Source organism: Microbacterium sp. 05T445 (assembly GCF_056395865.1).
Map to the genome: position 1 here is coordinate 1860209 of NZ_JBFTKJ010000002.1, position 24845 is coordinate 1885053.

Sequence of the window (24845 nt, forward strand, 5' to 3'; positions counted from 1 at the left end):
CTCGGCCCGGCGTGCGACGCCGGGCCGAGGCATCCGTCTCCCTGCGACCTGCCCCGCCCGTAGGCTGGAGCGGTGAAGCCGTTCGTCCTCCTCGCCACGCGAGCCGAAGACGTGCCGGCCGACGAGGAGTATGCGCTGTTCCTGCGCTACAGCGGACTCTCGCCCGAGCAACTGGTGCGGATCCGGCTGGAGGCGGAGCCCATGCCACGGCTGGACCTCGACGCGATCTCGGGGATCTTCGTCGGAGGTGGGCCGTTCAACGCGTCCGACCCCGTCGAGAAGAAGTCGGCGGTGCAGCGACGCGTGGAGGGCGAGTTCCAGACGCTCCTCGATGAGGTCGTGGCGCGGGACTTCCCGTTCCTGGGTGCTTGCTACGGCATCGGAACGCTCGGCGTGCACCAGGGCGCCGTGATCGATCGCACCTACTCCGAGCCGATCAGCGTCGTACCGGTGACGGCGACTGCGGCGGGGGCGTCCGATCCCCTCCTGGCGGAGCTGCCGGAGACCTTCGAGGCGTTCGTCGGCCACAAGGAGGCGATCACGCGTCTCCCTGCCTCGGCGACGCTGCTCGCGTCGTCACCGGGATGCCCGGTGCAGATGTTCAAGGTCGGCCACAACGTGTATGCGACGCAGTTCCACCCTGAGCTCGACCTCGACGGCATCACCACGCGCATCCACGCGTACGCCGACTACGGATACTTCGCGGCGCACGAGCTCGAGCTCACCCTGGACGCGGTTCGGCGGGTCGGTGTGTCGCACCCGAGCCGCATCCTGCGGGCGTTCGTCGAGCGCTACACCCGCTAGCGGGGCGCGGTCTCTGGGCACGGCGACCGCGCGATGATACGCTCCCCGCAACCGGCTGCCTCAACCCGAAACGAGGTGCGTCATGGGCTCGAAGAAGCTGCTCATCACGGCAGGTGCGATCGTGCTCGTCGCGTCGGCTGCAGTTCTTGCGCCGGGCATCGTCTCGGGGACTCCGTTCGCTCCGCTGCTGCCGGTGTCATCGTCCCCCGCAGCACACCACGATCCCGATGGTCCCACCGGCAACGGCAATGCGTACGGGCACCACAAGGACTCCCCCGAATTCCCCGGCGACAACGGGCAAGGGCACGGGAACGGGAACGGGAACGCGTACGGGCACCACAAGGACTCCCCCGACTTCCCGGGCAACAACGGCAACGGGCAGGGTCACCCCGACGACGACTGACCGCCGCGGATTCCGGCGCCCGATCGTGAAAGACACCCACGCGGGTCGTCCTCACCCGGTGCGCGGCGAGGTCACTCCCCTGTCGCGTCGATGATGCGCGAGACGGATGCCTCGCCCGCGGGTGCGACCTCGGCCAGGGCCGGTCCGAGTCCGATGTCGACGAGCACCAGGTCTCCCGTCACCTCCGAGCCACGGCCGGTGACGAGGCCGGCCTTCACCGCGCCGAAGGTGACGGTGACGGATGCCGCCAGCACGGCGTCGTCGGCAGCTCCGGTGTCGGGATGCAGACCGCTCGGGAGGTCGACGGCGATGACCCGAGGCATCCGGCCGCCCGCTCTCGCGTCAGCGAGCAGCGTGGTGACGGCCGTGCGGGCGGTGCCACGCAGAGCCGGGTCGCGCGAGGCGCCGATGCCGAGGATGCCGTCGAGCACGACCGCGTAGTCCCGTGCGCTGTCACGCATCTCGGGGAGGTCGATCGACCGCGCCCCCGAGCCGACCGCGGCGGCGAGAGCCGGCTCGTGGAACCGCTCGCCGACCGGGAGCACGTCGACGTCGGCGATGTCGGCGAGGCGAGCGGCGGCGTAGAGCGCGTCGCCGCCGTTGTCTCCGCTGCCGGCGAGCACCAGCACGCGCGGGCGCGGCGCGTTGGTGTGGCCGGATGCGAAGGGCTCCAGTGCGCCGGATGCCGCGACCGCGCCGCGCGAGATCAGCTCGGCGCGGGCGACCTCGGCGAGGGCCGCCGCGGCGCGCTGCATCAAGGTGACGCCTGCTTCGAGGAGCGGCCGTTCCGCGGCGCGGACCTGGTCTGCGGTGTAGGTGGGCACGCGTTCGCTCACGGCTCGCCGCCTTCCTTCCCGGTGCTGCCGGCCCGTCGTTCGAGGCGGGCACGCCGTTCGTCGTCGGCGTCTGCCCGCGCGAGCTGGAGTTCGGCGGCGGCGACGCGCGCGGCATCCTCCGCCCGCCGCACGCGGCGCATCGCGAACGTGGGCGTCCCGAACTTCTCGCGGATTCGGTCGCGCTGCTCGGCGACGCCGACGATGATCCAGGTCGACGAGAGCAGCACCACCTGGGCGGAGAGGTTGAACCACAGCAGCAGCGCGATGACCGCCGCGAACGACGCGAACAGCGGGTTGGCGGTCGCACCGCGCACGAACAGGCCCGACAGCTGCTGCAGCACCGTGAGCCCGACGGCACCGATGAGCGCACCCGGCCACAGCACGCGGGCAGGCGCTCGTACACCGCTCAACACCACGAAGCCGAGCGCGATGATCCCGGCGTCGAGCACGAAGATCGCGCCGACGGCGAGCGCCTGCGACGCGAGGTGAGCGACCCAGTCCTCGCCGCCCAGCCAGCCGCCGACGGATTCGATGAAGGTCGTGCCGTAGAAGGTCGCGGCGGCCGACAGCAGGAATCCGCCGCCGATAGCGAGGGCGAGCAGCAGGTTGCGCACGATCACCCAGATCCAGAACACGTCGTCGTGGATCTCGTCGGCGAGGGTGCGCAGCGCAGCCCGGAGGGAGCCGATGGCCCCGATCGACGCGCCGATCAGACCGATGAGCGACAGGATGCCGGTGAACGTGAACGCAATGGGGGCGCTCAGCGCCTCCGGCTTGATCAGCCCGTTCTCGCCGATGAGACCGGGGATGGCGGCGTTGACGGTGTCGATGAGCGCCTGCCAGGCGGCGGGGTTGCCGTCGAACCACAGCGCGGCGAACGAGAAGCCCAGCAGCACCGCGGCGAACACCGAGAACAGCGCCCGGTAGGTGATGCTGTCAGCGAGCATGAACCCGCGGCGCTCGAGATAGTGGAACCAGACGCGGACCGGCTTGAGCGACAGCATCCATGCCGTCGCCTTCGCGATCAGGTCCGCCATGGCGCCACCCTATCGAGTGCGCACAGCCCACGGCGCCCCGTTGACGTGCGCGCCATAGTATGTCCCTGGGGATAGGGGAATGCCGTGAGAGGTCTTGCACAGACGCTCGTGCTCACCGGAGCCGTACGAGCCGCCGACATGTCCGCCGCGCTCGCGCAGGTGGGCGACGGACCGGAGCTGCAACGCCTGCTGGTGAGTTCGAAGCTCGTCACCGAGGCGCAGGTTGCGGAGGCCATCGCCCTGCACACCGGCCATCGCTACGTCGACCTCGCAGAGATGCCGCTCGACCCCAACGTGGTCGCGCTGGTGCCCGGAACCCTGTGCCGCCGGTACGGCCTGATCCCGGTCGATCGCCGCGGCGAGCGCCTCACCGTGGGCGTGCTCGACCCCACCGACATCGTCGCCCTCGACGACGTGGCCAGCATCACCGACCTGTTCGTCGAACCTGTCGTCGTCGCCGAGGATGCGCTGGCGCAGATGTTCGAGCGCTTCCTCCGCTCCGATGAGGAGCTCAGCGAGCTGTCGATGTCGATGGAGGAGTCGAGCGAGGCGAATCAGACCGCGTTCACCGAGAACCTCGAGGAGCAGGACAACGACGCGCCTATCGTGCGATTCGTGAACCTGCTGATCGCACAGGCGATCAACGACCGTGCGAGCGACATCCATGTGGAGCCGGGTGAGAAGCAGCTCACCGTGCGGTTCCGCATCGACGGCGTGCTGCACGAGATGCAGAAGGCCGACCGCGCCATCCAGGACGGCATCATCTCGCGCCTGAAGATCATGTCGTCGATCGACATCGCCGAGAAGCGCAAGCCGCAGGACGGCCGGCTCTCGGTCACCCACGAACACCGCACCGTCGACGTGCGGGTGGCGACGCTGCCGACCGTGTGGGGCGAGAAGATCGTGATGCGCATCCTCGACAACACCGGCCAGGTGATGACGATGCGCGACCTGCTGTTCTCGAGCACCAACGAGAAGCGGTTCCGCGAGGCGATCACCAAGCCCCACGGCATGATCCTCGCGACCGGCCCCACCGGCTCCGGCAAGTCGACGAGCCTCTACACGGCACTGCGGGCTATCGCGAACCCGAAGATCAACGTCATCACCGTCGAGGACCCGGTCGAGTACCGCATCGCCGGAATCAACCAGGTGCAGGTCAACAACCGCGCCGGACTGACGTTCTCGAACGCGCTGCGCTCGATCCTGCGCTCCGATCCCGACGTCGTGCTCGTCGGCGAGATCCGAGACCAGGAGACGGCGAACATCTCCATCGAGGCCGCGCTCACCGGTCACCTCGTGCTCTCGACGCTCCACACCAACGACGCACCGTCTGCGTTGACACGCCTCACCGAGATCGGCTGCGAGCCGTTCCTCGTCGCCACGGCCCTCACGGCCGTCATCGCCCAGCGCCTCTCGCGCCGACTGTGCATGCGCTGCCGCGAACCGCTCGTCGAGAGCTCCGAGGTGCTGACTTCTCTCGCCTTCCCGCACGACCCGGCCGATCTGCCGCAGCTCTACCAGGCGTCGGCGGCAGGCTGCGCCGCGTGCAGCAACACCGGCTACCGCGGCCGCGTCGCCCTGCACGAGATCATGACGCTCAGCGACGAGATCGAGACGCTCGTCGTGACCCGGGCGACGGGCACCGAGATCCGTCAGGTCGCGCTGGAGCAGGGCATGGTATCGCTCCGCGAGGACGGCTGGTCGAAGGTGTCGCAGGGGCTCACGACCATCGAAGAGGTGCTGCGCGTCACCGTGTGACGCGCGGCACGGTCTCGCTCTGCGACCGGGACGGCTGCGCCGGCCCCGGTCGCCCGAGCGTGCGGTGCTTCACGCCTGCTTGGCCAGCTCCCCGTACAGCGTGAAGATCGGCAGGTACAGCGAGATGACCATGCCCCCGATGACGACGCCCAGTCCCACGATGAGGATGGGTTCGATGGTCGACGACAGCTGGGCCGTGGCGGTCTCGACCTCGTCCTCGTAGAAGTCGGCGATCGACGCGAGCATCTCGACGAGCGTGCCGGATTCCTCACCCACAGACACCATCTGCGGCACCATCGCGGGGAACACCTCGGCTTTGGCGAGGGGCGCAGCGAACGAGCGGCCCTGTCGGATCGACTCCTGCACGTCGCGGACGGCCTGCTCGATCTTCCAGTTGTTCGACGCCTGCCCGACGATGGCGAGCGCCTGGATGATCGGTACGCCGGCGTTGAGCATCATCGACAGGTTTCGCGCGAACCGCGCCACGGCGATCTTCGTGGTGAGCTTTCCGAAGACCGGCATCTTCAGCTTGATCGGGTCGACGAAGCGACGGTACTGCTCGGTGTGGCGGTTGGCGCGCCACCAGATCACCGCGACGATCACTGTCAGCACGATCGCAGGCAGGATCCACCACATGTTGTTGGAGATCGTCACGAGGATCTGGGTCGGCAGCGGGAGCTGCGAACCGAGTCCCCTGAACATGCCCTCGAAGATCGGCACGACGAAGGTCACCATGACGAGCACGCCGATGATCGCGATGACCAGCACGATCGCCGGGTACGTGACCGCGGCACGGATCTTGTTGTGCAGCTCGGCTTCGCGTTGATAGTTCTCGGCGATCGAACTGAGCGCACCACCCAGGAACCCGCCCGATTCGCCGACCTTGACGATGCTGAGCATCAGCGGCGGGAAGGTCTGCGGATGCCGAGCGAGCGCCGCTGAGAACGAAGACCCCGACTCCACATCGGCCTGCACCTGCACGAGCGCCGGCTGCAATCGCTTGTCGTCCGTCTGCTCGATCAGGATCGACAACGTCCGCATGAGAGGAAGACCGGCGTTGATCAGACCGGCCATCTGCCGGGAGAACACGGCGAGGGTGCGCGCCGAGACGTGCTTGGTCGCGCCAGGCAGTTTGATCTCACGGTTGAGCCCCGTGTTGGACTTGAGCGTCACTTCGAGCGGAGTGAGTCCCTGAGCCTTCAGCTTGCCGGTCACCGCGGATTCGCTCGCGGCCTCGATCGTGCCCTTGACGACAGCGCCTCCGCGCGGATCGACCGCCCGGTAGACGAACTCCTGCACGACGGCCATCGGTCAGCTCTCCTTTCCGGGCGTGGCCCACCCGTAGCCGAACCCGCCCGGATCGTAGACCTCGTCGTCGGCGTCCGCCTCGCCGTTCCAGTCGACGTCGCGCACTGTCGGGTCGACGCGGCCGCCGACGGTCGGCGTACCGAAGCGCGACCCCATGCCGATGCCCGTGCCAGCGGCAGTATCCGCGGGAGCGGGTGCGGCCGCATCCGCTTGCCTCCACCCGCCGGCGTGATGCGCCCACTCCTCCGCGTCGAGGTCGCGCGGCGTGATGTAGACGCCGTCGAGACTCTTGGGGTCCACGGCGAAGTCCATCGCGACATTGCGGGCGATCGTGCCATCGGCGACGAGCCGGCGCAGATCCTGGTCGAGCGTGTGCATGCCGACTTCGGAGCCGGCCTGCATCGCCGAGTAGATCTGCGCGACCTGCCCCTCGCGGATCATGTTCGCCACCGCAGGCGTGTTGACGAGCACCTCGGTGGCGATCGTGCGGCCGTTGACCTGTGCGAGCGGAAGCAGCGTCTGGCTGATGATCCCCTGCAGGGTGTCGCCGAGCTGAGTGCGGATCTGATGCTGCTGGTCGGCAGGGAACACGTCGATGATGCGGTTGATGCTTTTCGCGGCGCCCTGCGTGTGCAGCGTCGAGAGCACGAGATGACCGGTCTCTGCCGCCGAAAGCGCCGTCGAGATCGACTCGGGGTCTCGCAGCTCTCCGATGAGGATGACGTCTGGGTCCTGACGGAGAACCCGGCGCAGCGCCTCCGCGAACGAGTTGGTGTCGCGACCGACCTCGCGCTGATGGATCAGCGCACGCTTGGACTGGTGGTGGAACTCGATCGGGTCCTCGATCGTGATGATGTGCGCGGGCACCAGCCGGTTGACGATGTCGACCATCGCGGTGAGGGTCGTCGACTTGCCCGAGCCTGTGGGACCGGTGAGGAGCACGAGTCCTCTTGGCCGGAGCGCGAGGTCGCGGGCGATCTCCGGGGCCCCCAGCTCTTCGAGCGAGTACACGCGATCGGGGATGTAGCGGAGAGCGATCGCGATGGACCCCAGTTGCCGGTAGACGTTGGTGCGGAACCGACCGATGCCGGCGGTGGCATGAGCGAGATCGACCTCGCCGTGCTCCAGGAACTCCCGCCGCTGCCCCTCCGTCATGAGGTCGAACGCGGTCCGCTCCACCCACTCGTCGGACAGCGCGTCCGGGTAGCCCGGCACCGGCACGAGGTCGCCGTCGACGCGCAGCAGCGGCGGTGCGCCGGCCGTGATGTGCACGTCCGACGCGCGATGGCGCGCGCCCCGGGCGAGGAGTGTCTCGAAGTCGAGGTCTTCCATCGTCCTCACCCTTCCGTGTCGACGTAGGTCAGGGCCGAGATCTGGACGTCGATGCCGCCTCCGCCACTCGGCGCCATCGTCGCGGTGACGTTGTTGAGCAGACGTGGGCCGGTCCGCAAGGCGTCGAGGAACGCGGTGGCCTGCGCGATGTCCGCTGCGGTCGCGCTGATGACGAAGTCGACCTGCTGCCGTCCCGCGGCTGCTCCGGGGGCCGATGCCGGCCCTGCGTCCGCGGCGGTGCCGTCGGTGGGGTCAGCCGCTTCGGCCGTCGCTTCCGGTGTGGGCGCGGGCTGGGCTACGGCCGCGTCGCCCTCGGTCGCACCGGTACGGGGGACGAACGCGACCTGCTGGCCCGCCGTGACCGCCGTGATCCGGACCCCGGATGCCTCGGCAGCGCGCGCGGCGACTTCGAAGACGTCGTCGAGTTGACCGGTCGCCGGGATCTGTGAGCGCAGCCCCGCAACGTTCGCCTCGATCTCATCGAGGTTCTCCTGCTGCGCGTTGAGGCTGTCGACCTGCGCCTGATAGAGCTCGTTCGTGTTCGCAACGGTCGCGGTCTGCGTGTCCACACTGACGGCCTGGAAGTACAGCGGCACAGCGACGAGGAACACCCCGAGCGCGATGACACCGAGCGAGACGATGATCCCGATCGCGGTGACGATGTGCTTCGGCATCACTCGCCCCCCTCTTCCGGCGCGTACTGATTCGAGTACACGGTCTGGTCGAACTGGACGGCGAGCAGGTAGGTGTATCGACCGCCTGTCGTCGGATTCGTCGTCACCGACTGCCCGTCGGCGTAGAGCACTCCCTCGACGCCGCGAAGCGACCGGATCAGCGGCACGATGTCGATCGGTGTCGGGCTGTCGAACGTGACGGTGCCGACCAGCCCCTGTTCGACGGTCGGGTCGGCTCCCTGTGGCGCGCCGCCGACAGCGAGGTCGACACCCGTGATGGCGGTGTCGGCCGGAAGCACGCTGCTGATCTTGCCCACCACCGGTGTCCAGGCGAGGTCCGTCGCCATCGCGTCCGTGCGGTACGCCGTCAGCTCCGACTCGGTCGCGAGAGCCCCGCTCACCTCCGAGAGAGAGGCGATCTCGGTGAGCAACACATTCGTCCGGGTCTGCTCGGCGACCAGGCGCTGGTCGGCGATGAACTTGAACGCGAATGCGCCGGCGATGATGAGGAACGCGACGACGATCGCGCCGAGGACGATCCACACCCACAGGCGCACCAGCTGGTCGCGCTCGCGGCGCGCGGTCTCGCTGCGCGGCATGAGGTTGACGCGCGGTGCTCCCGAGAGCGGGACTGGGATGACGGTCATTTCGAGACCTCCCCGAGTGCGATGCCGACGGTGCCGACGAGGTTGAGTGCGACCTCTCCCGCGGGCGGCGGGGTCGACATCGAGATCGCATCGCCGACGGAGACGGTCGTCATCGGTGTGTCGATGGCCGCGCCCAGCGCCGGCAGGACGCCCTCGACGGCGGCACCTGCACCGGTGACGAACACGCGACTCAGCGGGACGGAGTTCGCACGGCTCCCGAAGAACGCCAATGTGCTGCGCAGGCGGGCAGCGAGGTCGGAGACACCGGGAGGCGTCGCCGCGCGGATGGAGCCGCGGGTGCGGCTGGGCGCGGCGAGGCCGGTCCCGCCGCCGAGCCCGTTGACGACCGCGAGCGCGAACTCCGGCTCCGCGATCTCGGCGTTGTGGCGTCGCGTGGCTGCGGTGGCGACATCGATCGGCAGCAGGCGCACGAAGTGTGGAACTCCGCCCTTCGAGATCACGACCTGCGTGGTGTGATCGCCGATGCTGATCGTGGCGACCGTCTCCTCAGGCGAGGCGAGCGGCGCGGTGACGCGAGCGAGGCCGAAGGCCGCCAGGTCGACCGCTCGCGCGCGCACCTTGACCTTCGCGAGCGTGGAGATGATGTGCTCGATGTTCTCCGCCACGGCCGCAACGAGCAGCCCCGAGACCTGATCCGCCTCCTGCGTCAGGGGGAAGAAGTCGAGCACCGCCTGACTCGCGGGCACCGGCAGCAGGTCCTGCACCTGGTACGGCAGCGCTTCACGCAGCAGGTCGGGCCGCATCGCTTGGGTCGTGTACTCGCGCACCAGGATCCGGCGGCTGGCCACGCCGAGCACGGCATCCTTGCTCCGGAATTTCGCGCCGGTCCACAGCTGCCTGAGCGCGACCGCGACGGCGCCCGCGTCGAGCACCTCCGAGTCGCGCGCGGCCTCCGGTGGTAGCGGTACTTCACCGTACGCGACGAGTTGAGGTCTGCGACCCAGTGAGATCTCCGCGGCACGGACGCTCTCCTCGGTCACCTCCAGCCCCACGATCGTCTTCCCCATGGTTTCCCCTTCCCCAAAGACTGTCGGCGTCAGGCGCCGACGAAGAGATTCACGTACCAGCGGCCTACGGCTTCGCCGGCGAAGACACCCGTCCACGCGCCGAGGATCATCCACGGGCCGAACGGAATGGCGGTCTTGCGGCCTACGCGCCGCAGCAGGAGGAGCACGATGCCGAACACTCCGCCGTACAGGAACGCGGCGAACGCCCCCACCGCGAGCGCCCCCCAGCCGAGCCAACCGAGGTAGATGCCGATGACGCCCGCGAGCTTGACGTCTCCGCCGCCCATGCCGCCGGGCCGAGCCGCGCGCAGCAGGAAGTAGAACAGGTACATCCCCGCCATGCCGATCGCCGCACGAGCGAGCGCGCTCCAGTCGCCGGTCAGCCACGCGGCGACGACGAACAGGATGCCAGCGACGAGGTAGCTCGGAAGCACGATGCTGTTGGGCAGCCGGTGCGTGTCGAGATCGATGAGCGTCAGGACGACGGAGATCGCGGCGAAGTAGAGGAACGCGACGATGACCAGCCCGAGCGCCCACGCTTCTGCGACGCCGACGCTCGCCTCGCTCGCGGAGTGAGCGACGAACGAGCCGGACGGCGCGTCGAAGCTCCAGGAGTACACCGCGAGCCCCCACCACGCGACCAGCGCGAACGCGGTCCCCGTCACCGCTTCGACGATCGGGTACCGCGCCGAGATCGGCGCTTTGCAGTTCGCGCACTTTCCGCGCAATGCGATCCACGACACGACCGGGATGTTCTGCCACGGCTTGATCGCGACATCGCAGTGCGGGCATCGGCTCTCGCGCAGCAGCGAGATCTCCGCCGGCACGCGGTAGGCGACGACGTTGAGGAACGACCCGATGAGGAGGCCGAGCACCCCCGCCACGATGACGAGGAAGATGACGACGGAAGTCACCGGCTACTGCTCGCTCTGCGAGACGCGCGACGGCGGCTGGATCGTGGTGATGATGGTCCCGTCGTCACCGGTCCCTGTGGCGTCCTTGATGTAGCACCCGAGGTTGATCAACGGCGCCCATGCCATCGCACGGCAGGTGAAATCCGGTTGCACCCAGTGGTTGGTCGACGTTTCATTGTCGGCTGCGTAGAACTGGCCGGTGAAGGAGATCGCACTGGCGGAGTTCGGCACCTTGTCCAGACCGCACGGCGAATAGATCATGAGGTATGGCGTCATCGTGCTCGACTTGCCGGGCAGGTTGAGCTCGTCGACCGGATTCGTGGGCGACGGTCCGCAGTTCGGGCCCGCTGTCGTGGGTCCGGAGTCAGCGTGGATCATGAACAGCTGTGGCGTGGCGGCCGCACCGACCGACGTGAGCGACCCACCCACCGTGACGTTCATCTCGACGGCGGCAGGGACGAGGAAGACCGCATCGTTCTTGATGTTCCCCGCATTGAGAGTCACCGTGACGTCCGTCGTGCAGGCGCGATAGTCGATCCCGTAGCGGGTCTTGCCGCTGCCCAGGGGCACCGCGAGCACAGCCGTCATGTTCGCCTTGCAGTTCGTCGCCGAGTTCGCGACCGTCGTCCACTGCACGTCGGTGCCCCAGAGAGCCGGGTCCACGCCGAGGTCCAGCCAGTTCGTCATCTGGTACACCGCGTCGAGCGTCGGGTTGAAGACGGCGGGGGAAGGCGTCACCGAAGCGGTCTTGGTGCCCTTGACGGTCACGCCGGTCCCGGTGATCGTCGTCTTGGCTTTGACGTTTCCGTCCACCGTTCCCTTGGAGAGGGTCACAGACCCTCCCGACAGCACGTTCCCGACGATCTCGCCATTGTTCGTGTCGATCGTGATCGAGCCGTTCTGGGAGACGACATCACCCGTACCGGGGACCCCCGTCGTTCCGATCGTGGTCTTCGGACCGCCGACGGTGATGGCGTCCCGTGCGTAGATGCTGCCGGTGACGTCGCAGCTCTGACTGAGCACGACCCCGCCACGCGGAACCCACAGATCTCCGTTGATCGTGGAGTCGCTGTTGCAGGTGTACGTTCCGTCACGGATGACGACATCACCGAGGTAGGTCGACTTCGTCAGTTTGAAAGTCCCGGAGAAGTAGGCCAGTGAGCCGCCCGGCTGGTTCGTGAAGGTGGCCAGTCGCTGATAGATGGCGACCACCGTGGTGGAATCACCGTCGGGACCCACGCCGGTGGACGTGATCTGAATCGTCGCGCTGGCCGTGGTGCTCAGGCACGAGTCGGTGAGGTGCGCGGCGTCGGCACCGAAGAGTGCCGAAACGCTGCGGTAGGTCGGGTTCGTCGAATCCGAGATCGACTTCGTGCACCCGTTCGCCATCACCGCAGCGAGCATCGCATCGCGTCCTGATTCGGCGGCGACGAACGCCTGCGTCTGGCTCAGGTTGTTCTCGTTGGCCCGGAAGGTGAAGAGCACGCTCGCGGCGATCAGCGACGCGATGACGAAGCCGACCAGCATCAGGACGAGGACCATGACCAGCGCGACGCCGTCCTGCGAATCGCCCGGGTCGTCGCTGTCTCGAGGCTTCGAGAATCTCATGTCCAGCATGATCCCCCTCCTGTGGGAGAAGTCCGCAGCGACGCCGACCCGCTGATGTTGACGGGAGCGGCGGCCGTCCCGAGGTTGAACGCGTAGTCGATCGTGTTGCTGCCGATGAGCGTGAAGTACGCTGCCGATCCGGGGACCTTGGTCACGTGGCTCGCCCACGATGCCGGCGAGGGCAACGCTGCCCCCGTCACTGCCGACGCCATGTGCAGGCCGCCGTCGGACGCCACCCAGAAGAGCTGGCATTGCTTGCTGTCGGTATAGGCGGTGCGGACCCACAGTGTCGACCCGCCGTCCGTGACACGCAGGGCGACCCCGTTGCGAACCGCTCGTTCGACGCTCTGGCCGACCAGCTGTCCGCTGTTGGTTGCCGCGGTCGTCGTGGTGACGTCGTTCTGAGCCCGCCATGAGTTGGTGAAGATGGTCCCGATGACGCCGGCCAGTATGCCGAGCAGCACGACGACCACGATGAGCTCGACCAGTGACAGTCCGTCGTCATCCTTTCGGTCCTCGCGAGCCGCCGGCATCGTCATGGCACGTAGACCTTCGCTGTCACAGTCGCTACCTGCTTCCCGGCCGCCGACGTTGCGATGAGCGTGAGGGTGACCGCCTGCAGATGAGTGGTGGAGGTGCAGGTCGGCGCGGGACCTTTGATCGTGATGGTGCCGCCGCTGCCGTCCTTGGTGGTCGTGCCCGGATTCGCCGCCGCCCGCAAGTCCGCGCATGACACGTTGGTCGTATTGCGCAGCTCTTCTATCTGGGAGTTGAGCGCACGCGTCGCGGTCGCCGTCGACGACTGCTGGGACGAGTAGGCGATCCCGTTGTAGAGGACGGGCAGGATCGCCACAGCGATGATCGCGAGCAGGAAGAACGCGATGATCATCTCGACGAGGCCGAACCCCGCAGCGTCGGCGCTGCGATCCCTCATCCGCGCACCTCCCCAAGTGGCAGAATCCCCGGCTCTAATGATGCCATGCGGCGGAAACCGTCGCTTGAAATCGATACGGGTTGGGCGAACGGAGCCGCCCAACCCGCACATGTGCCGAGGCTACGAGCAAGTTGGAGCGGCTGCAGTCCCGCCGACGCCCGGTCCGGCAGACCAGCTGAAGGAACCATTCGTCGCGGTCACGCACACGTTCGAAACGGACGTGCTTCCGCTCGACAGCGAGACCGTGATCGAGCCGTCACCAGCCGACGCCGCGGCGGCACCAGGCGAAACGGCGGTGACACCGGTGACACCGGTGCCCGCGATCGCAGCGGCCGCAGCGGTCGCACCGTTCGCGGCAGCTGCCTTCACAGCGTTCTCCGCGGCGACCTGCTGGATGTTGACGAAGATCGGCACCGCGATCGCGACGAGAATGCCGAGGATCACGACGACGATGATGAGCTCGATGAGCGAGAAGCCCTTCTCGTCATCCTCCTCGCGACGCTGCTTCATCGCCTCGAGGTAGTTCTTGATAGTTGCACGCATGGCGCGTCTCTCCCCAGTGTGAGTTGAAAGGTCAGCTCCGACCGACCGGGCACACGAGTGCCGGCCCTCAATATCCCTATTAACCAGTCCCAGACTCTGTCAGAGCTGGGTTCGAGACCACGCTCAGGCGTGAATCCCCTCCCGCCATCGATCATGCACGCGGGAGGTCAGCCCCGCCCCCTGGGCATGCTCAGCGTTGACGCAGGATCTGCGCAACTTGCCACGCCCCAGCGCTTTCGGGGTCGCCACCGGGTCTCCGAGTGAGCTTCTCCGCGTACTCTTCACTGGAACGCGCCGAGGGGAGCAAGGGGTGGCGGGTCTTCCACTGTGGGTCGCCATGGCGATCTGCCTCGCAGCGCTGGGGCTGCCCGGGGCACTCATCGGGCTCGCGCTGCGCCTGCGAGGCCTGTGGCTGGCGGCGCTGGCACCGGTGCTCTCGTTCTCGGTCATCGGCATCGCCGCGATCGTCGCTCCCGTCTTCGGCGCCGAATGGTCGATCTGGCCGGTAGCGGTCGTCGGAGCGATCGCCGTTCTCCTCGCATGGGCGATGACGCTCCTCGTTCGCGCACCCCGCGCAGGAGTGAGCTCTCGCACCTCGCAGTGGTCCGCGCCCATCGCCGTGGGGGCGGGCGCCCTGCTGATGGCGCTGCGATGCCTGCGCGGCATCCCCGGCGCCGACCTCTTCGCGCAGTCGTTCGACAACGCGTTCCACCTGGCCGCCGTCCGGTACATCCTCGACGCCGGGAACGCCTCACCCTGGGCCGTGTCGACCCTCGGCCTGCCGGACGAAGGCGGCTTCTTCTACCCCACCGGATGGCACGCCCTCGTCGCGCTGGTGGCCGAGGCATCCGGATCCCCCATCGCCGTCGCATCGAACGCATGCCTCGTCGTCGTCGCCTGTCTGGTGTGGCCGCTCGGGGTGGTTCTGCTCACCCGGACCCTCTTCGGAACTCAGGCCCCGGTGCTGATCGCCGCCGGCGCGATCTCCGCGGGATTCGCCACATACCCGTTCATGATGATCGTCACGATGGGCACATACCCGCTGGTCGCAGCGATCGCCCTGCTGCCGGCGGCGGTGGCCGCCGCGGTCGCGTGCGCAGGCGTCGGCAGCGGTCGTGCGTCCCGAAGGAGTGCGGCGCTTGCGCTGGTTGCGTCGGTGCCCGCTCTCGGACTGGTGCATCCTTCCGCTCTCGTGATGCTCGTGGTGCTCACGCTTCCGATCGCGATCGTCGCTGCGGCGAAGATCGCCCGCAGCCGACCCGACCGGGCACGCCTGGTGGTGCTGGCGACCGTCCTCTACGGCGCATTGATCCTGGTCGCCGTGCTTCTGCTCCGCACCCCGATCGACCAGCCGGACACTCTGCGCTCCTCCGTCGCGCAGGCGCTCGGCGAGGTCGCATCGAGCGCCTTCGGCGCCATGCCGATCTCCATCCTGCTCGCCGTGACGACAGGCATCGGTGTCGTGGCCTCCCTCCGCCGCAGGCGTGCGACGGACTGGGTCGCGATCGGCTTGTGGGCGGCCGTCGCGACCCTCTACGTCGGCACGGTCGGTGGTGACGAATTCCTTCATCTCGTGCTCGGCGGCCCCTGGTACTCCGACGCGACGCGCATCGCCGCCTTCACTCCTGTGGTGATCGCACCGCTCGCCGCGTCGGGTGCGGCGGCGTGCTGGACGTGGCTCACGGCATGGGTTCGGCGTCGCGGTGCGGGACGACGAGCCCTGCGGATCGCGGCTCTGGCGACCGCCCTCGTGGTGTTCGCCGCCGCGTCGATCCAGTCCGGCCCGGTGCGCGGGATGGATGCCGCGCTGCGCTCAACGTTCACCCCGACCGACAACGCGCTCCGCAGCCTCGTGGGGGTCGGACCCGACGAGCGAGAGCTGATCCGGTTCATCGCGCAGCGCGTACCCGAAGGCGACGTGATCGCGAACAACCCCCGCGATGCCTCGGGCTTCATCTACCCCCTCACCGGGCGACGGCTGCTCACGCCGTACATGCTCACGTCCATCGACCACGATCGCGAGGTGTTCTACGCCGGCATCGCGCAGGCCGAGCCGACGGATGCCGCGTGCGACGTCGCACAGCGCCTCGGCGTGCGATGGGTCGTGGAGTTCCACCCCGATCAGGTCCTGTCCGGCGACGAACGATTCGCGGGCATCGAAGACATCGGAACGTCACCCGTCGTCGAACTGGTGAAGCGCGTCGGCGCCTCGTCGCTGTACAGGATCACGGGCTGCGGTTTCGGCTGACCCCATGGTCGGCATCGGGCGCGGCGGTCCGCGCGTCGATGTCGTCGGCACGCGCACGCGGTGCCGGTCGCCGGTCCGATGTGAACGCCGCACATGACGAGGGCGCGACACCCGCTCTGGTCAGTCGAGGATCGCGAGCGCTTGCTCGACCATCAGAGCCCCGAGCCACACCGCCGCGATGAGCGAGCCGACGAGGGCGACCACCGACAAGACCCTCCTCGTCCTGCGCTGCGCCGCGATGATCAGTCCACCGATCGCGAGGAAGAACGCCCCCAGGGCGAGCGCGACGCTCACGAGACCGACCATGCCGGCGGTCGCGGGATCCCAGGCGGCCAGCCAGACCACCACCGCGATACCGCCGGCCACCGCGAGGACGATCAGCACGACCGATGCCAGCGCCGGCACATTGCGAGGCGCAGCCTCCGGGAACGGTGGCCGCACCTCGCCGACGTATGAGCTCGACACAGGCTGGTAGACGATGGGAGACGGCGGACGATCTTCGGCGGAGATCGCGCGCCGGGGCGCGATCTGGTCGGGCATCTCCTCGGCCGGCTTGGGAGCGGCGGCGGCGAGGGCACCCGGGGTCGGCACGGGCGACCAGGGTGGGGGCTGCGGCGCGACCGACGCTGACGGCGCCGCGCCGCCGGCTACGGCATCCATGTCGGCCGCCCTCCGCCGTGTCGCCCTCGATGCGTCCGGCTCGGGCGACACCTCGGGATGGCGCTCGCCTGGCTCCTCCCCCGCGTGCGCAGACTCGTTCGCGGCGCCGATCGACCGCACCCGGTCGGTCCACGCAGCGCCATCCCACCACCTCAGGCGGTCGACGGCGGATGCGTCCGCGTACCAACCGGGTGGCGGTCCCCCCAGAGACCCGTCCGACATCGTGCTCCCCAGCAGAAGGAATGCTCACTCGAGCGCAAACATACCCGAGCGATGGGACCGCTACCATCGTGTCTCTCTCGACGCGGAACCAGCCCGACGCACCGAGGCCGCGTCAGCCGTCGAGCACCTCGAGGCGCACGGCCACCGGGCCGCCGTCGACGAGTGCCTCGGCATCCCTCACGGCCTTCTTCAGGGGCAGCACGTACGAGCCCGAGTCCGAGGAGGGGAAGATCGAGGTCGCCCACTCGGTGCCGCCGATGCGCGCTCGCACCCGCACCGACCCGAACCCGCGGTACGGCCGCGGAATCTCGCGGATGTCGGCGCTCAACTCAGGCGGCACGGCGGTGAAGAACCAGGCCGAATCCTCGCGGGCGTCCCAGCGGAAGACCTCTCCGTCGAACTCGATGATCACCCGCCGACGCTACCGCCGACCGCTGACACCCGTCACAGGTGTTCGCCGGGCGCACCGCCGTGGCGGTCGATCAGGCGCTGCAGGCAGCTCGACCAGCCGTCGATGTGCTGCGTGCGCTCTTCTGCCGTGGCGAACCCGGAGTGGCGCACGACGACGCGGGTGGCGGCATCCGCGGCAGGCTCGAGCTCGATCTCGACATCGGTCGCGTGCTCCTCCCCCGCCCACCGCCACGCGAGCCGCAGGAACCGGGGCGCGTCGAACGTCAGCACCGTCGCCTCGACGGCGAGATCGACCGGAGCCGACCGCACCTCCCAGCGGCCGAGCTCGCGCAGCTCGACCCTGGCCGTGGCCTCGAAGCGCGGCGGCCAGTACCACTGGGCGAGCAGGTCGGGCAGGGTGAACTCGCGCCAGACGACGCCGACGGATGCCGCGACCAGCGCTTCTTCGGTGAGCTCGTGCATGCACACACGCTAACGCCTGCGCTCGCCCGGCACCCCTACGATCGAACGCGTGCCGAACACGCCGCGATCGACCACCCGAACGTCACCCGACCGACCGGGACGCGACCTGTCGCGGCCGTTGCCGGCGGCGCTCAGCTGGACGGTGCTGCTCGCCTTCGCTGCGGCGTTCGCGCTCGCGCATGTCGTGCTCGGCCTCTCGTGGTGGCTGCCGGCGCTCTACGGCGCGGCGAGCGTCATCGCCTTCGGCGCCTACGGGATCGACAAGGCGGCGGCACGACGTGGCGCCGACCGCATCTCGGAACGCACGCTGCTGGTCCTCGGGCTCATCGGCGGCTGGCCGGGGGCGCTCGTGGCGCAGCAGGTGTTCCGCCACAAGACACGCAAGCGGTCGTTCCGGCGCGCGTTCTGGGCGACCGTCGGCGTCAACGTGCTCGTGCTGGCCGCGTGCGTCTACCTCGTCGCGGCGCCCGCGGTGACCTGAGACCCCACGCCGGGACCGGCGGCCGACAGCGGATACCTATTGCGGGCGCATCCGCCGCGGGTGTAGTTCCGTTGCTGACGCGCTCCCGCAGGCTTCCTCGCCTCCTGGGGAACGGGCAGCGCGCAGAGAGGCGCGCCATGCGTGCATACGCCGTCGCCACCGCAGGAGCTCCACCCGCGCACCACGATCTCGACATCCCCGAGCCCGACGACGGCGAGGTGCGCGTGCGCGTGGCCGCGGCATCCGTCAACGGGTTCGACGTGGCCGTCGCCGCCGGATACATGGCGGGATTCTTCGAGCATCGCTACCCCGTCGTCCTCGGACGCGAGTTCGCCGGCATCGTCGACGCCGTCGGCCCCGGCGTCGACGGGTTCGCCGTCGGGGACCGCGTGCTCGGGGTCGTGTCGAAGCCACACCTCAAGGACGGCGCCTTCGCCGAGTACACCACCGCAGTCGCCGCGGACGGTGTCACCGCCGCACCAGGCTTGCTCAGCGACTCCGCGGCCGCCTCGCTCGGTCACACCGGGTCGACCGCGCTCTCCGTCCTCGCCGCGCTGGGGGACGTCGAAGGCAGGACCGTGCTGATCGTCGGCGCCACGGGCGGCGTGGGGACGCTGCTCACTCAGCTCGCCGCCGCGGCGGGCGCGACGGTGATCGCCACCGGCCGCACCGCGGAGGGCAGGCAACTGCTCGAGGAGCTCGGCGCGGCCCACGCGGTCGACTACGCCGACCTGGCGGCATCCGTCCGCGCCGTCGCACCCGACGGCGTCGACGGGGCCGTCCACCTTCACGGCGACCCCGCCGAGTTCGCGCCGCTGGTCAAGGACGGCGGGGTGCTCGTGTCGACGCTGCTCTATGCGCCGGAATGTTCCCCGACGCGGACCGGCTGACCCCGGCGCCGATCGCCGGATACCCGACCGGGGAAGGACTCCGGCGACTGACGGGACTCGTCGACGCCGGCGAGCTCCGGGTGATCGTCGACCGCGAGCACGGGTTCGACGAGGTTGCGGACGCGTTCGCGGCCTACGGCCACGAGACCGTCGGCAACATCGTGGTGCTCATCGACTAGCCGGCGTCGGGCAGACGCGGGTGGGGGTGAAGCTTCCTCCGCCCGCGTCGACGGCGGCCGGGCTCAGCGGCCGTATTCCGGCGCCCAGTCGTCGCCGTCGGGGATCCAGTCCGCCGAGGCGGCGGCATCCGTCGCCGACGGCTCGGCCCGGCGCCACGCGGCGCCCTCGGGCCAGCTCGCGGCGAACGTCGACGCGACCTTGAACACACGGCGCGACAGCCCCGACAGGGTCTGCACCGGCCGGGCCGACACCGGCATGCGCAGCTGCGGGTCATACCGCACGCCGTCGGACGATCGCAGCCTGATCGTCAGGTCCAGATCGTCGTGGATGCCGGCATTGCCCCGGTCGACCTGGTCGCGCACGCGCTCCCACACCCGGGCGCGCATCGCGAAGTTCGAGCCGAACACGAGCGGGATGCCGAGCCACTTCTTGATCCAGTAATGCCCGCCGCCGATGTACCACCGCTCGCCGAGGTAGTTCTGCAGCGGGGTGCCGCCGTAGAACTCGGCCCCGCCGGTCAGCACGCCCAGCGACGGATCGGCGACGAAGGCGCGCACCAGCCGCGCGATCCAGTCGGGGTGCGGACGCGAGTCGGCGTCGAGCCGCGCGATGATGTCGGCGCCCTCGAGCGCCTCGTCGTAACCGCGTGCCGCGGCCGGCCAGATGCCGATCGCCGGCTCGTGGAACACGACTGCGCCGTACCGGCGCGCGACGGCGGCGGAGGCATCCGTGCTGGCGTTGTCGACGACGATCACTCGGTCTGCCGGACGGGCCTGTGCGGCGAGGGCGGCGAGGCACGCCTCGAGGAATCCGGCATCGTCGCGGCACGGAATGACCACGGCGACACGAGGAGCGAGGGGCACAGCCACACCATACTCCCGCGCCGACAGGGGGCGGCGCACACGCCGCGACGAGTCGCAGTCCTTCGTCGTGACCAGGCGGAACCCGGCGTCGGAGGCGAGCGTTTTTGATCCTTGAGACCGCTCTCAGGTTTGGTTACATTCCTGTAAGTAAGACGTCCACCTCTGCGGCGTCTTCACCTCAACGGAGAGGAACTGCCATGCCCGTCCCCGTTTCCCGTCGAACGCTGCGGCTCGGCGCCGTCGCCACCGGCGCCGCGCTCATCGCGAGCGCGCTGCTGGCCGCCCCGGCCGTCGCAGCACCACCACGCACCGTCGACCCGTTCCATCCGGACTTCGGACCGAACGTCACCGTCTACTCCCCCGACACCCCCGTGGCCGACATCCAGGCCGACCTCGACGCGCTGCACGCACAGCAGGTCGATGCCGAGATGAGCACCGCACGCCACGCGGTGTACTTCCTGCCCGGTGAGTACGGCTCGGCGGCCGACCCACTGCAGGTGAAGGTCGGCTACTACACCGAAGTGGCCGGGCTCGGCGCCTCGCCCGACGACGTCACCGTGCACGGCGCGGTCGAGGTCTACAACCGCTGCCTCGCCGACGGCGGCACGACCAACTGCCTCGCCCTGGTCAACTTCTGGCGCACGATCTCGAACCTGGCGATCGACATCCAGACGCCCGACCGCGGCTGCCGCAGCGGAGCCGACTTCTGGGCCGTGTCGCAGGCGGTGTCGATGCGTCGCCTCGACATCTCGGGCGGCAACGTCTCGCTCATGGACTACTGCACCGCCGGCCCGCAGTTCGCCAGCGGCGGCTTCATCGCCGACTCCCGGCTGCCGTTCGTGATCAACGGCTCGCAGCAGCAGTGGCTGATCCGCAACAGCGAGGTCGCCGGCTGGTCCAACGGTGTGTGGAACCAGGTGTTCTCGGGCGTCGTGGGCGCACCCGACGACGCCGCCTTCCCCGACCCGACCTACACGACGATCGACCAGACCCCCGTCAGCCGGGAGAAGCCGTACCTGTACGTCGGCGACGACGGCCGCTACAACGTCCGCGTGCCTGCGGCGCAGCGCGACACGAGCGGGGTCAGCTGGGCCTCCGGCGAGACGGCGGGGCGCAGCATCCCGATCACCGACTTCTACATCGCGACTCCGTCGGACTCGGTGAAGGACATCAACAACGCCCTGGCCCGCGGCCAGAACCTGATCCTCACGCCGGGCGTCTACGACATCGCCCAGTCGATCCAGGTGAAGCGCGCGAACACGGTCGTGCTCGGCCTCGGCCACGCGACGCTCACCGCCGTGGGCGGCGCGGTGCCGCTGGAGGTGAAGGATGCCGACGGCATCGTCGTCGCGGGCGTCACCATCGATGCGGGCACCACGCTCTCGCCGGTGCTGCTGCGCGTCGGCAACCCGAACGGTGGCAAGAAGCTGGACGCGAGCAACCCGATCACCCTCAGCGACGTGTACTTCCGCGTCGGCGGGCCGCACATCGGCAAGGCCACCACGGCCCTCGAGGTGAACTCCGACCACGTGCTCATCGACCACACCTGGGTGTGGCGCGGCGACCACGGCGTGGAGGGCTTCACGAACGGCGTCAACGGCGACACCGACCGATGGAACACCAACACCGGCACCAACGGCGTCATCGTGAACGGCGCCGACGTGACGGCGACGGGCCTGTTCGTCGAGCACTTCCAGACCTACAACACTCTCTGGAACGGCGAGAACGGCCGCGTCATCCTCTACCAGAACGAGCTGCCCTACGACCCGCCGACGCAGGCCGACTGGACGCAGCCGAACGGCACGCTCGGCTACCCCGGGTACAAGGTCGCCGACGGTGTGAAGAAGCACGAGCTCGACGGCGCGGGTGTGTACGTGTTCAACCAGAACAACCCGTCGATCGTCACCGCGAACGGGTTCGAGGTGCCGCAGACGCCCGGCGTCACGCTGCACCACATCATGACGGTGAACCTGTCGGCCGGAACGATCCAGAACGTCGTGAACGGCATCGGCGGCGCCGCCGACATGTCCCACGTGGGCGCGCCGCAGTTCATCGTGGACTACCCCACGCCCTGACAGGAGAGCGGATGCCTCGGCTCGGCGTGCGACGCCGGGCCGGGGCATCCGCCGTCCCGGCCCGACGCAGGCGACTCAGCGGCGGCGCACGTGGGCGTCGAGCGCGGCGGCGATCTCGCCCGCGGCGGCGAGCAGCTCGGGCGTGAGCGCGTCGACGAACGTCTCTCGCACCGCGCGGAGGTGGGGCGCCGAGGCCCGACGGAACGCGGTGGCGCCGGCATCCGTCAGCACCACCTCCGCGCCACGGCTGTCGACCGCGCAGTCCTCGCGTACGAGGAGTCCCCGGCGCTCCATGCGGCCGAGGTGGTGGGACAGCCGACTGCGCTCCCAGCCGATCGCGGACGCCAGCTCGGACGGGCGCAGGCGGCGGCCGTCCGCCTCGGACAGCGCGAGGAGCACGCCGTAGTCCCCCGTCGACAGGCCGGAATCGTGCTGCAGGCGCTGCTCGAGCTCGACACGCACCGCCTCGGTGGCCTCGATGAAGCTGCGCCACACGTGCAGCTCGTGCGCGGTCGGAGTACGGCGCTCTGCGGTGCGGGGCATAGAACCACTCCTCGTGTTGTTGACATGTCAATCATATTCATGAAGACTCGAGGCGCAAGTGGTTGATACGTCAACGACTTCGCGCCCGGGAGACGACAAGGAGCACCACGCCATGACCGCGATCGAGTTCGGACTGGACACCTTCGGCGACGTCCCCGAAGACGACGAGGGCGGGCTGCTCAGCTACGGCGCCGCCATCCGTCAGGTGGTCGACGAAGCGGTGCTGGCCGACGAGCTGGGCGTCGACGTGTTCCTCGTGGGCGAGCACCACCGGCCGGAGTACGCGATCTCGGCCCCCGAGACGGTCCTCGCGGGCATCGCCACCAGGACCTCCCGCATCCGGCTCGGCTCGGGTGTCACGGTACTGAGCTCCGACGACCCGGTGCGGGTGTTCCAGCGCTTCGCGACCGTCGACGCCCTGTCGAACGGACGGGCGGAAGTGATCCTCGGCCGCGGCTCGTTCACCGAGTCGTTCCCGCTGTTCGGCTACGACCTGGCCGACTACGACGTGCTGTTCGAGGAGAAGATCGACCTGTTCGCCGAACTCCTCAAGGAGAAGCCCGTCACGTGGCAGGGCACCCGGCGCGCGGCGCTGCACGAGGCGGACGTGTTCCCGAAGACCGAGTCAGGGCACCTGCGCACGTGGGTCGGCGTCGGCGGCTCGCCGCAGTCGGTCGTGCGCACGGCGCAGTACGGCTTCCCGCTCATGCTCGCGATCATCGGCGGCGCCCCGGAGCGCTTCGCGCCGTACGTCGACCTGTACCGCCGTGCCGCCGCCCAGTTCGGCACCCCGGCCCACCCGGTGGGGATGCACTCGCCCGGTTTCGTCGCCGACACCGACGAGCAGGCGCGCGAACTCGTGTGGCCGCGCTACAAGGTGATGCACGACCGCATCGGCGCGCTGCGCGGCTGGCCCCCGATCAGCCGGGCCCAGTTCGACCACGAGGTGGCGCACGGCTCGATGTACGTCGGATCCCCCGAGACGGTCGCCCGCAAGATCGCGAACGCCGTCGACGCCCTCGGCGTCGGTCGCTTCGACATGATCTACACGGCCGGTTCGACCCCGGCCCGCGAGCGGCTGCACGCCGTGGAGCTGTACGGCTCGAAGGTGGTGCCGATGGTGCGCGAGCTGCTCGTCGAGCGCGCGGAGGCACGCGAGAAGGATGCCGCGGCCGACACGGTCGGAGCTCCGGCGTGACCGCGCCCGCGGCGACGGCCGTGCGGGAACCCGGCCGGGCTACCATGGGCCGCGTGGACGGCACGGGCGAGAACGACACGACCCGGATCGGCACCCTCGGGATCCTCGGCGCCGGCAAGGTCGGCACCGTCCTCGCGCGCCTCGCCGCCGCCGCGGGCTACCGCGTCCTGGTCGCCGGATCCGGCGACCCCGGGCGGATCGCGCTGACCATCGACGTGCTGGCCCCCGGCGCGGCCGCGGTCGAGGCATCCGTCGTCGCCCGCGACTCCGACGCGGTGATCCTGGCGCTCCCGCTCGGCAAGCACCGCACCCTGCCGATCGCCGAACTGCGCGGGAAGCTCGTCATCGACGCGATGAACTACTGGTGGGAGGTCGACGGCCTGCGCGCAGACCTGAACGACCCCCGCACGTCGACGAGCGAGATCGTGCAGCGGTTCCTTCCGGATTCGCACGTCGTCAAGGCCTTCAACCACATGGGCTACCACGACATCGACGAGGAGGCGCGCCCGGCCGGCGCGCCCGGCCGCAAGGCGATCGCCATCGCCGGCGACGACCCGCACGACATCGCGCTCGTGGCGCAGCTCGTCGACGATCTCGGCTTCGACCCCGTCGTGGCGGGAGGCCTCGCCACGGGAATCATGCTCGAGCCGGGCGCGGAGGCGTTCGGCGCCGACGTCGACGCCGTCGAGCTGCAGGCGATGCTCGACCGCTTCCCCACGTCGCAGCGCGGGATCGTCGTCGCCCGCGCCCGTCAGGGCGACGGGGGCGCCGCCGCCTGACGGCTTC

The 24845-nt window shown here is 69.4% G+C and carries 27 protein-coding genes and 1 pseudogene; 10 read left to right on the forward strand and 18 right to left on the reverse strand.

Annotated elements, in window-relative coordinates:
* Nucleotides 1–72: 72 nt before the first annotated feature.
* Together AC1DDU_RS18385 and AC1DDU_RS18390 are read left to right on the forward strand one after the other, a co-directional pair.
* Nucleotides 73–804 (forward strand): glutamine amidotransferase, encoded by a 732-nt coding sequence (locus AC1DDU_RS18385; RefSeq protein WP_477436638.1) that lies wholly within the window; start codon nt 73–75, stop codon nt 802–804.
* An 82-nt stretch (nt 805–886) separates the two neighbouring features.
* Nucleotides 887–1207: a hypothetical protein gene (locus AC1DDU_RS18390; protein ID WP_477436640.1), complete on the forward strand. Its 321-nt coding sequence runs from the start codon at nt 887–889 to the stop codon at nt 1205–1207.
* Between the two features lie 71 nt (nt 1208–1278).
* Here AC1DDU_RS18390 and AC1DDU_RS18395 read toward each other — a convergent pair whose 3' ends face one another.
* Together AC1DDU_RS18395 and AC1DDU_RS18400 are read right to left on the reverse strand one after the other, a co-directional pair.
* Complete coding sequence (locus AC1DDU_RS18395; RefSeq protein WP_477436642.1) at nt 1279–2043, reverse strand: NAD(P)H-hydrate epimerase; 765 nt, start codon at nt 2041–2043, stop codon at nt 1279–1281.
* Nucleotides 2040–3080, reverse strand: coding sequence for a YihY/virulence factor BrkB family protein (locus tag AC1DDU_RS18400; protein WP_477436644.1), 1041 nt, complete (start codon nt 3078–3080; stop codon nt 2040–2042). Before AC1DDU_RS18400 ends, AC1DDU_RS18395 begins: the two co-directional genes overlap by 4 nt.
* Before the next feature lie 84 nt (nt 3081–3164).
* Here AC1DDU_RS18400 and AC1DDU_RS18405 point away from each other — a divergent pair, with 84 nt between their 5' ends.
* Complete coding sequence (locus AC1DDU_RS18405) at nt 3165–4838, forward strand: GspE/PulE family protein (RefSeq protein WP_477436646.1); 1674 nt, start codon at nt 3165–3167, stop codon at nt 4836–4838.
* 69 nt (nt 4839–4907) lie between these two features.
* Here AC1DDU_RS18405 and AC1DDU_RS18410 read toward each other — a convergent pair whose 3' ends face one another.
* The 10 genes from AC1DDU_RS18410 to AC1DDU_RS18455 all read right to left on the reverse strand — a co-directional run bounded on the left by AC1DDU_RS18410 (nt 4908) and on the right by AC1DDU_RS18455 (nt 13826).
* Nucleotides 4908–6146 carry a type II secretion system F family protein gene (locus tag AC1DDU_RS18410; RefSeq protein ID WP_477436648.1) on the reverse strand — a complete coding sequence of 413 codons (1239 nt, stop codon included), beginning with the start codon at nt 6144–6146 and terminating at the stop codon, nt 4908–4910.
* A 3-nt stretch (nt 6147–6149) separates the two neighbouring features.
* On the reverse strand, nt 6150–7478 hold the full coding sequence (locus AC1DDU_RS18415) for a type IV pilus twitching motility protein PilT (protein WP_477436650.1): 1329 nt from the start codon (nt 7476–7478) through the stop codon (nt 6150–6152).
* Between the two features lie 5 nt (nt 7479–7483).
* Nucleotides 7484–8152 (reverse strand): hypothetical protein, encoded by a 669-nt coding sequence (locus AC1DDU_RS18420; RefSeq protein ID WP_477436652.1) that lies wholly within the window; start codon nt 8150–8152, stop codon nt 7484–7486.
* Nucleotides 8152–8799, reverse strand: a complete 648-nt coding sequence (locus tag AC1DDU_RS18425) for a hypothetical protein (RefSeq protein WP_477436654.1) — start codon at nt 8797–8799, stop codon at nt 8152–8154. The genes AC1DDU_RS18420 and AC1DDU_RS18425 overlap by 1 nt, the downstream gene beginning before the upstream one ends.
* Nucleotides 8796–9827 (reverse strand): type IV pilus biogenesis protein PilM, encoded by a 1032-nt coding sequence (pilM, locus tag AC1DDU_RS18430; RefSeq protein ID WP_477436656.1) that lies wholly within the window; start codon nt 9825–9827, stop codon nt 8796–8798. Before pilM ends, AC1DDU_RS18425 begins: the two co-directional genes overlap by 4 nt.
* Before the next feature lie 29 nt (nt 9828–9856).
* Nucleotides 9857–10741, reverse strand: coding sequence for a prepilin peptidase (locus tag AC1DDU_RS18435; protein WP_477436658.1), 885 nt, complete (start codon nt 10739–10741; stop codon nt 9857–9859).
* A 3-nt stretch (nt 10742–10744) separates the two neighbouring features.
* Nucleotides 10745–12349: a hypothetical protein gene (locus AC1DDU_RS18440; RefSeq protein ID WP_477436660.1), complete on the reverse strand. Its 1605-nt coding sequence runs from the start codon at nt 12347–12349 to the stop codon at nt 10745–10747.
* Nucleotides 12346–12888, reverse strand: a complete 543-nt coding sequence (locus tag AC1DDU_RS18445) for a prepilin-type N-terminal cleavage/methylation domain-containing protein (protein ID WP_477436662.1) — start codon at nt 12886–12888, stop codon at nt 12346–12348. The genes AC1DDU_RS18440 and AC1DDU_RS18445 overlap by 4 nt, the downstream gene beginning before the upstream one ends.
* Nucleotides 12885–13283, reverse strand: a complete 399-nt coding sequence (locus AC1DDU_RS18450; protein ID WP_477436664.1) for a type IV pilus modification PilV family protein — start codon at nt 13281–13283, stop codon at nt 12885–12887. Before AC1DDU_RS18450 ends, AC1DDU_RS18445 begins: the two co-directional genes overlap by 4 nt.
* Before the next feature lie 120 nt (nt 13284–13403).
* Nucleotides 13404–13826 (reverse strand): type IV pilin protein, encoded by a 423-nt coding sequence (locus AC1DDU_RS18455; protein WP_477436666.1) that lies wholly within the window; start codon nt 13824–13826, stop codon nt 13404–13406.
* Nucleotides 13827–14136: 310 nt separating this feature from the next.
* Here AC1DDU_RS18455 and AC1DDU_RS18460 point away from each other — a divergent pair, with 310 nt between their 5' ends.
* Nucleotides 14137–16074 carry a DUF6541 family protein gene (locus tag AC1DDU_RS18460; RefSeq protein ID WP_477436668.1) on the forward strand — a complete coding sequence of 646 codons (1938 nt, stop codon included), beginning with the start codon at nt 14137–14139 and terminating at the stop codon, nt 16072–16074.
* 120 nt (nt 16075–16194) lie between these two features.
* Here the strand turns inward: AC1DDU_RS18460 and AC1DDU_RS18465 are convergent, their stop codons facing one another.
* The 4 genes and pseudogenes from AC1DDU_RS18465 to AC1DDU_RS18480 form a co-directional block, all read right to left on the reverse strand.
* A complete protein-coding gene (locus AC1DDU_RS18465; RefSeq protein ID WP_477436900.1) occupies nt 16195–16734 on the reverse strand; it encodes a hypothetical protein in 540 nt (179 codons plus the stop codon).
* Between the two features lie 111 nt (nt 16735–16845).
* Nucleotides 16846–16956, reverse strand: a pseudogene (locus tag AC1DDU_RS18470) (DUF2510 domain-containing protein); the annotation flags it as partial.
* A 112-nt stretch (nt 16957–17068) separates the two neighbouring features.
* Entirely contained in the window at nt 17069–17368 is a 300-nt protein-coding gene (locus tag AC1DDU_RS18475) for a DUF1905 domain-containing protein (protein WP_477436670.1), read from the reverse strand.
* A gap of 32 nt (nt 17369–17400) precedes the next feature.
* Complete coding sequence (locus tag AC1DDU_RS18480) at nt 17401–17829, reverse strand: SRPBCC family protein (protein ID WP_477436672.1); 429 nt, start codon at nt 17827–17829, stop codon at nt 17401–17403.
* A 49-nt stretch (nt 17830–17878) separates the two neighbouring features.
* Here AC1DDU_RS18480 and AC1DDU_RS18485 point away from each other — a divergent pair, with 49 nt between their 5' ends.
* The 3 genes from AC1DDU_RS18485 to AC1DDU_RS18495 all read left to right on the forward strand — a co-directional run bounded on the left by AC1DDU_RS18485 (nt 17879) and on the right by AC1DDU_RS18495 (nt 19379).
* Nucleotides 17879–18310 (forward strand): DUF1294 domain-containing protein, encoded by a 432-nt coding sequence (locus AC1DDU_RS18485; RefSeq protein WP_477436674.1) that lies wholly within the window; start codon nt 17879–17881, stop codon nt 18308–18310.
* 137 nt (nt 18311–18447) lie between these two features.
* Nucleotides 18448–19200: an NADP-dependent oxidoreductase gene (locus tag AC1DDU_RS18490; RefSeq protein WP_477436676.1), complete on the forward strand. Its 753-nt coding sequence runs from the start codon at nt 18448–18450 to the stop codon at nt 19198–19200.
* Nucleotides 19176–19379 carry a zinc-binding dehydrogenase gene (locus AC1DDU_RS18495; protein ID WP_477436678.1) on the forward strand — a complete coding sequence of 68 codons (204 nt, stop codon included), beginning with the start codon at nt 19176–19178 and terminating at the stop codon, nt 19377–19379. Before AC1DDU_RS18490 ends, AC1DDU_RS18495 begins: the two co-directional genes overlap by 25 nt.
* A 63-nt stretch (nt 19380–19442) precedes the next feature.
* Here the strand turns inward: AC1DDU_RS18495 and AC1DDU_RS18500 are convergent, their stop codons facing one another.
* Complete coding sequence (locus AC1DDU_RS18500; RefSeq protein WP_477436680.1) at nt 19443–20243, reverse strand: glycosyltransferase family 2 protein; 801 nt, start codon at nt 20241–20243, stop codon at nt 19443–19445.
* A gap of 197 nt (nt 20244–20440) precedes the next feature.
* Here AC1DDU_RS18500 and AC1DDU_RS18505 point away from each other — a divergent pair, with 197 nt between their 5' ends.
* On the forward strand, nt 20441–22318 hold the full coding sequence (locus AC1DDU_RS18505; protein WP_477436682.1) for an adenylyl cyclase: 1878 nt from the start codon (nt 20441–20443) through the stop codon (nt 22316–22318).
* A gap of 75 nt (nt 22319–22393) precedes the next feature.
* Here the strand turns inward: AC1DDU_RS18505 and AC1DDU_RS18510 are convergent, their stop codons facing one another.
* Nucleotides 22394–22861 (reverse strand): MarR family winged helix-turn-helix transcriptional regulator, encoded by a 468-nt coding sequence (locus AC1DDU_RS18510; RefSeq protein ID WP_477436684.1) that lies wholly within the window; start codon nt 22859–22861, stop codon nt 22394–22396.
* 112 nt (nt 22862–22973) lie between these two features.
* Here AC1DDU_RS18510 and AC1DDU_RS18515 point away from each other — a divergent pair, with 112 nt between their 5' ends.
* Both AC1DDU_RS18515 and AC1DDU_RS18520 read left to right on the forward strand, forming a co-directional pair.
* Nucleotides 22974–24059: an LLM class flavin-dependent oxidoreductase gene (locus tag AC1DDU_RS18515; protein ID WP_477436686.1), complete on the forward strand. Its 1086-nt coding sequence runs from the start codon at nt 22974–22976 to the stop codon at nt 24057–24059.
* Complete coding sequence (locus tag AC1DDU_RS18520) at nt 24056–24838, forward strand: NADPH-dependent F420 reductase (protein WP_477436688.1); 783 nt, start codon at nt 24056–24058, stop codon at nt 24836–24838. The genes AC1DDU_RS18515 and AC1DDU_RS18520 overlap by 4 nt, the downstream gene beginning before the upstream one ends.
* Nucleotides 24839–24845: the final 7 nt, after the last annotated feature.

Bases quoted from the DNA above. Each gene is read 5' to 3' on its own strand.
- AC1DDU_RS18390 (WP_477436640.1), top strand. From the start codon at position 887: ATGGGCTCGAAGAAGCTGCTCATCACGGCAGGTGCGATCGTGCTCGTC.
- AC1DDU_RS18400 (WP_477436644.1), bottom strand. From the start codon at position 3,080: ATGGCGGACCTGATCGCGAAGGCGACGGCATGGATGCTGTCGCTCAAG.
- AC1DDU_RS18410 (WP_477436648.1), bottom strand. From the start codon at position 6,146: ATGGCCGTCGTGCAGGAGTTCGTCTACCGGGCGGTCGATCCGCGCGGA.
- AC1DDU_RS18415 (WP_477436650.1), bottom strand. From the start codon at position 7,478: ATGGAAGACCTCGACTTCGAGACACTCCTCGCCCGGGGCGCGCGCCAT.
- AC1DDU_RS18420 (WP_477436652.1), bottom strand. From the start codon at position 8,152: ATGCCGAAGCACATCGTCACCGCGATCGGGATCATCGTCTCGCTCGGT.
- AC1DDU_RS18425 (WP_477436654.1), bottom strand. From the start codon at position 8,799: ATGACCGTCATCCCAGTCCCGCTCTCGGGAGCACCGCGCGTCAACCTC.
- pilM (WP_477436656.1), bottom strand. From the start codon at position 9,827: ATGGGGAAGACGATCGTGGGGCTGGAGGTGACCGAGGAGAGCGTCCGT.
- AC1DDU_RS18440 (WP_477436660.1), bottom strand. From the start codon at position 12,349: ATGAGATTCTCGAAGCCTCGAGACAGCGACGACCCGGGCGATTCGCAG.
- AC1DDU_RS18445 (WP_477436662.1), bottom strand. From the start codon at position 12,888: ATGACGATGCCGGCGGCTCGCGAGGACCGAAAGGATGACGACGGACTG.
- AC1DDU_RS18450 (WP_477436664.1), bottom strand. From the start codon at position 13,283: ATGAGGGATCGCAGCGCCGACGCTGCGGGGTTCGGCCTCGTCGAGATG.
- AC1DDU_RS18455 (WP_477436666.1), bottom strand. From the start codon at position 13,826: ATGCGTGCAACTATCAAGAACTACCTCGAGGCGATGAAGCAGCGTCGC.
- AC1DDU_RS18465 (WP_477436900.1), bottom strand. From the start codon at position 16,734: ATGGATGCCGTAGCCGGCGGCGCGGCGCCGTCAGCGTCGGTCGCGCCG.
- AC1DDU_RS18480 (WP_477436672.1), bottom strand. From the start codon at position 17,829: ATGCACGAGCTCACCGAAGAAGCGCTGGTCGCGGCATCCGTCGGCGTC.
- AC1DDU_RS18490 (WP_477436676.1), top strand. From the start codon at position 18,448: ATGCGTGCATACGCCGTCGCCACCGCAGGAGCTCCACCCGCGCACCAC.
- AC1DDU_RS18495 (WP_477436678.1), top strand. From the start codon at position 19,176: ATGTTCCCCGACGCGGACCGGCTGACCCCGGCGCCGATCGCCGGATAC.
- AC1DDU_RS18505 (WP_477436682.1), top strand. From the start codon at position 20,441: ATGCCCGTCCCCGTTTCCCGTCGAACGCTGCGGCTCGGCGCCGTCGCC.
- AC1DDU_RS18510 (WP_477436684.1), bottom strand. From the start codon at position 22,861: ATGCCCCGCACCGCAGAGCGCCGTACTCCGACCGCGCACGAGCTGCAC.
- AC1DDU_RS18515 (WP_477436686.1), top strand. From the start codon at position 22,974: ATGACCGCGATCGAGTTCGGACTGGACACCTTCGGCGACGTCCCCGAA.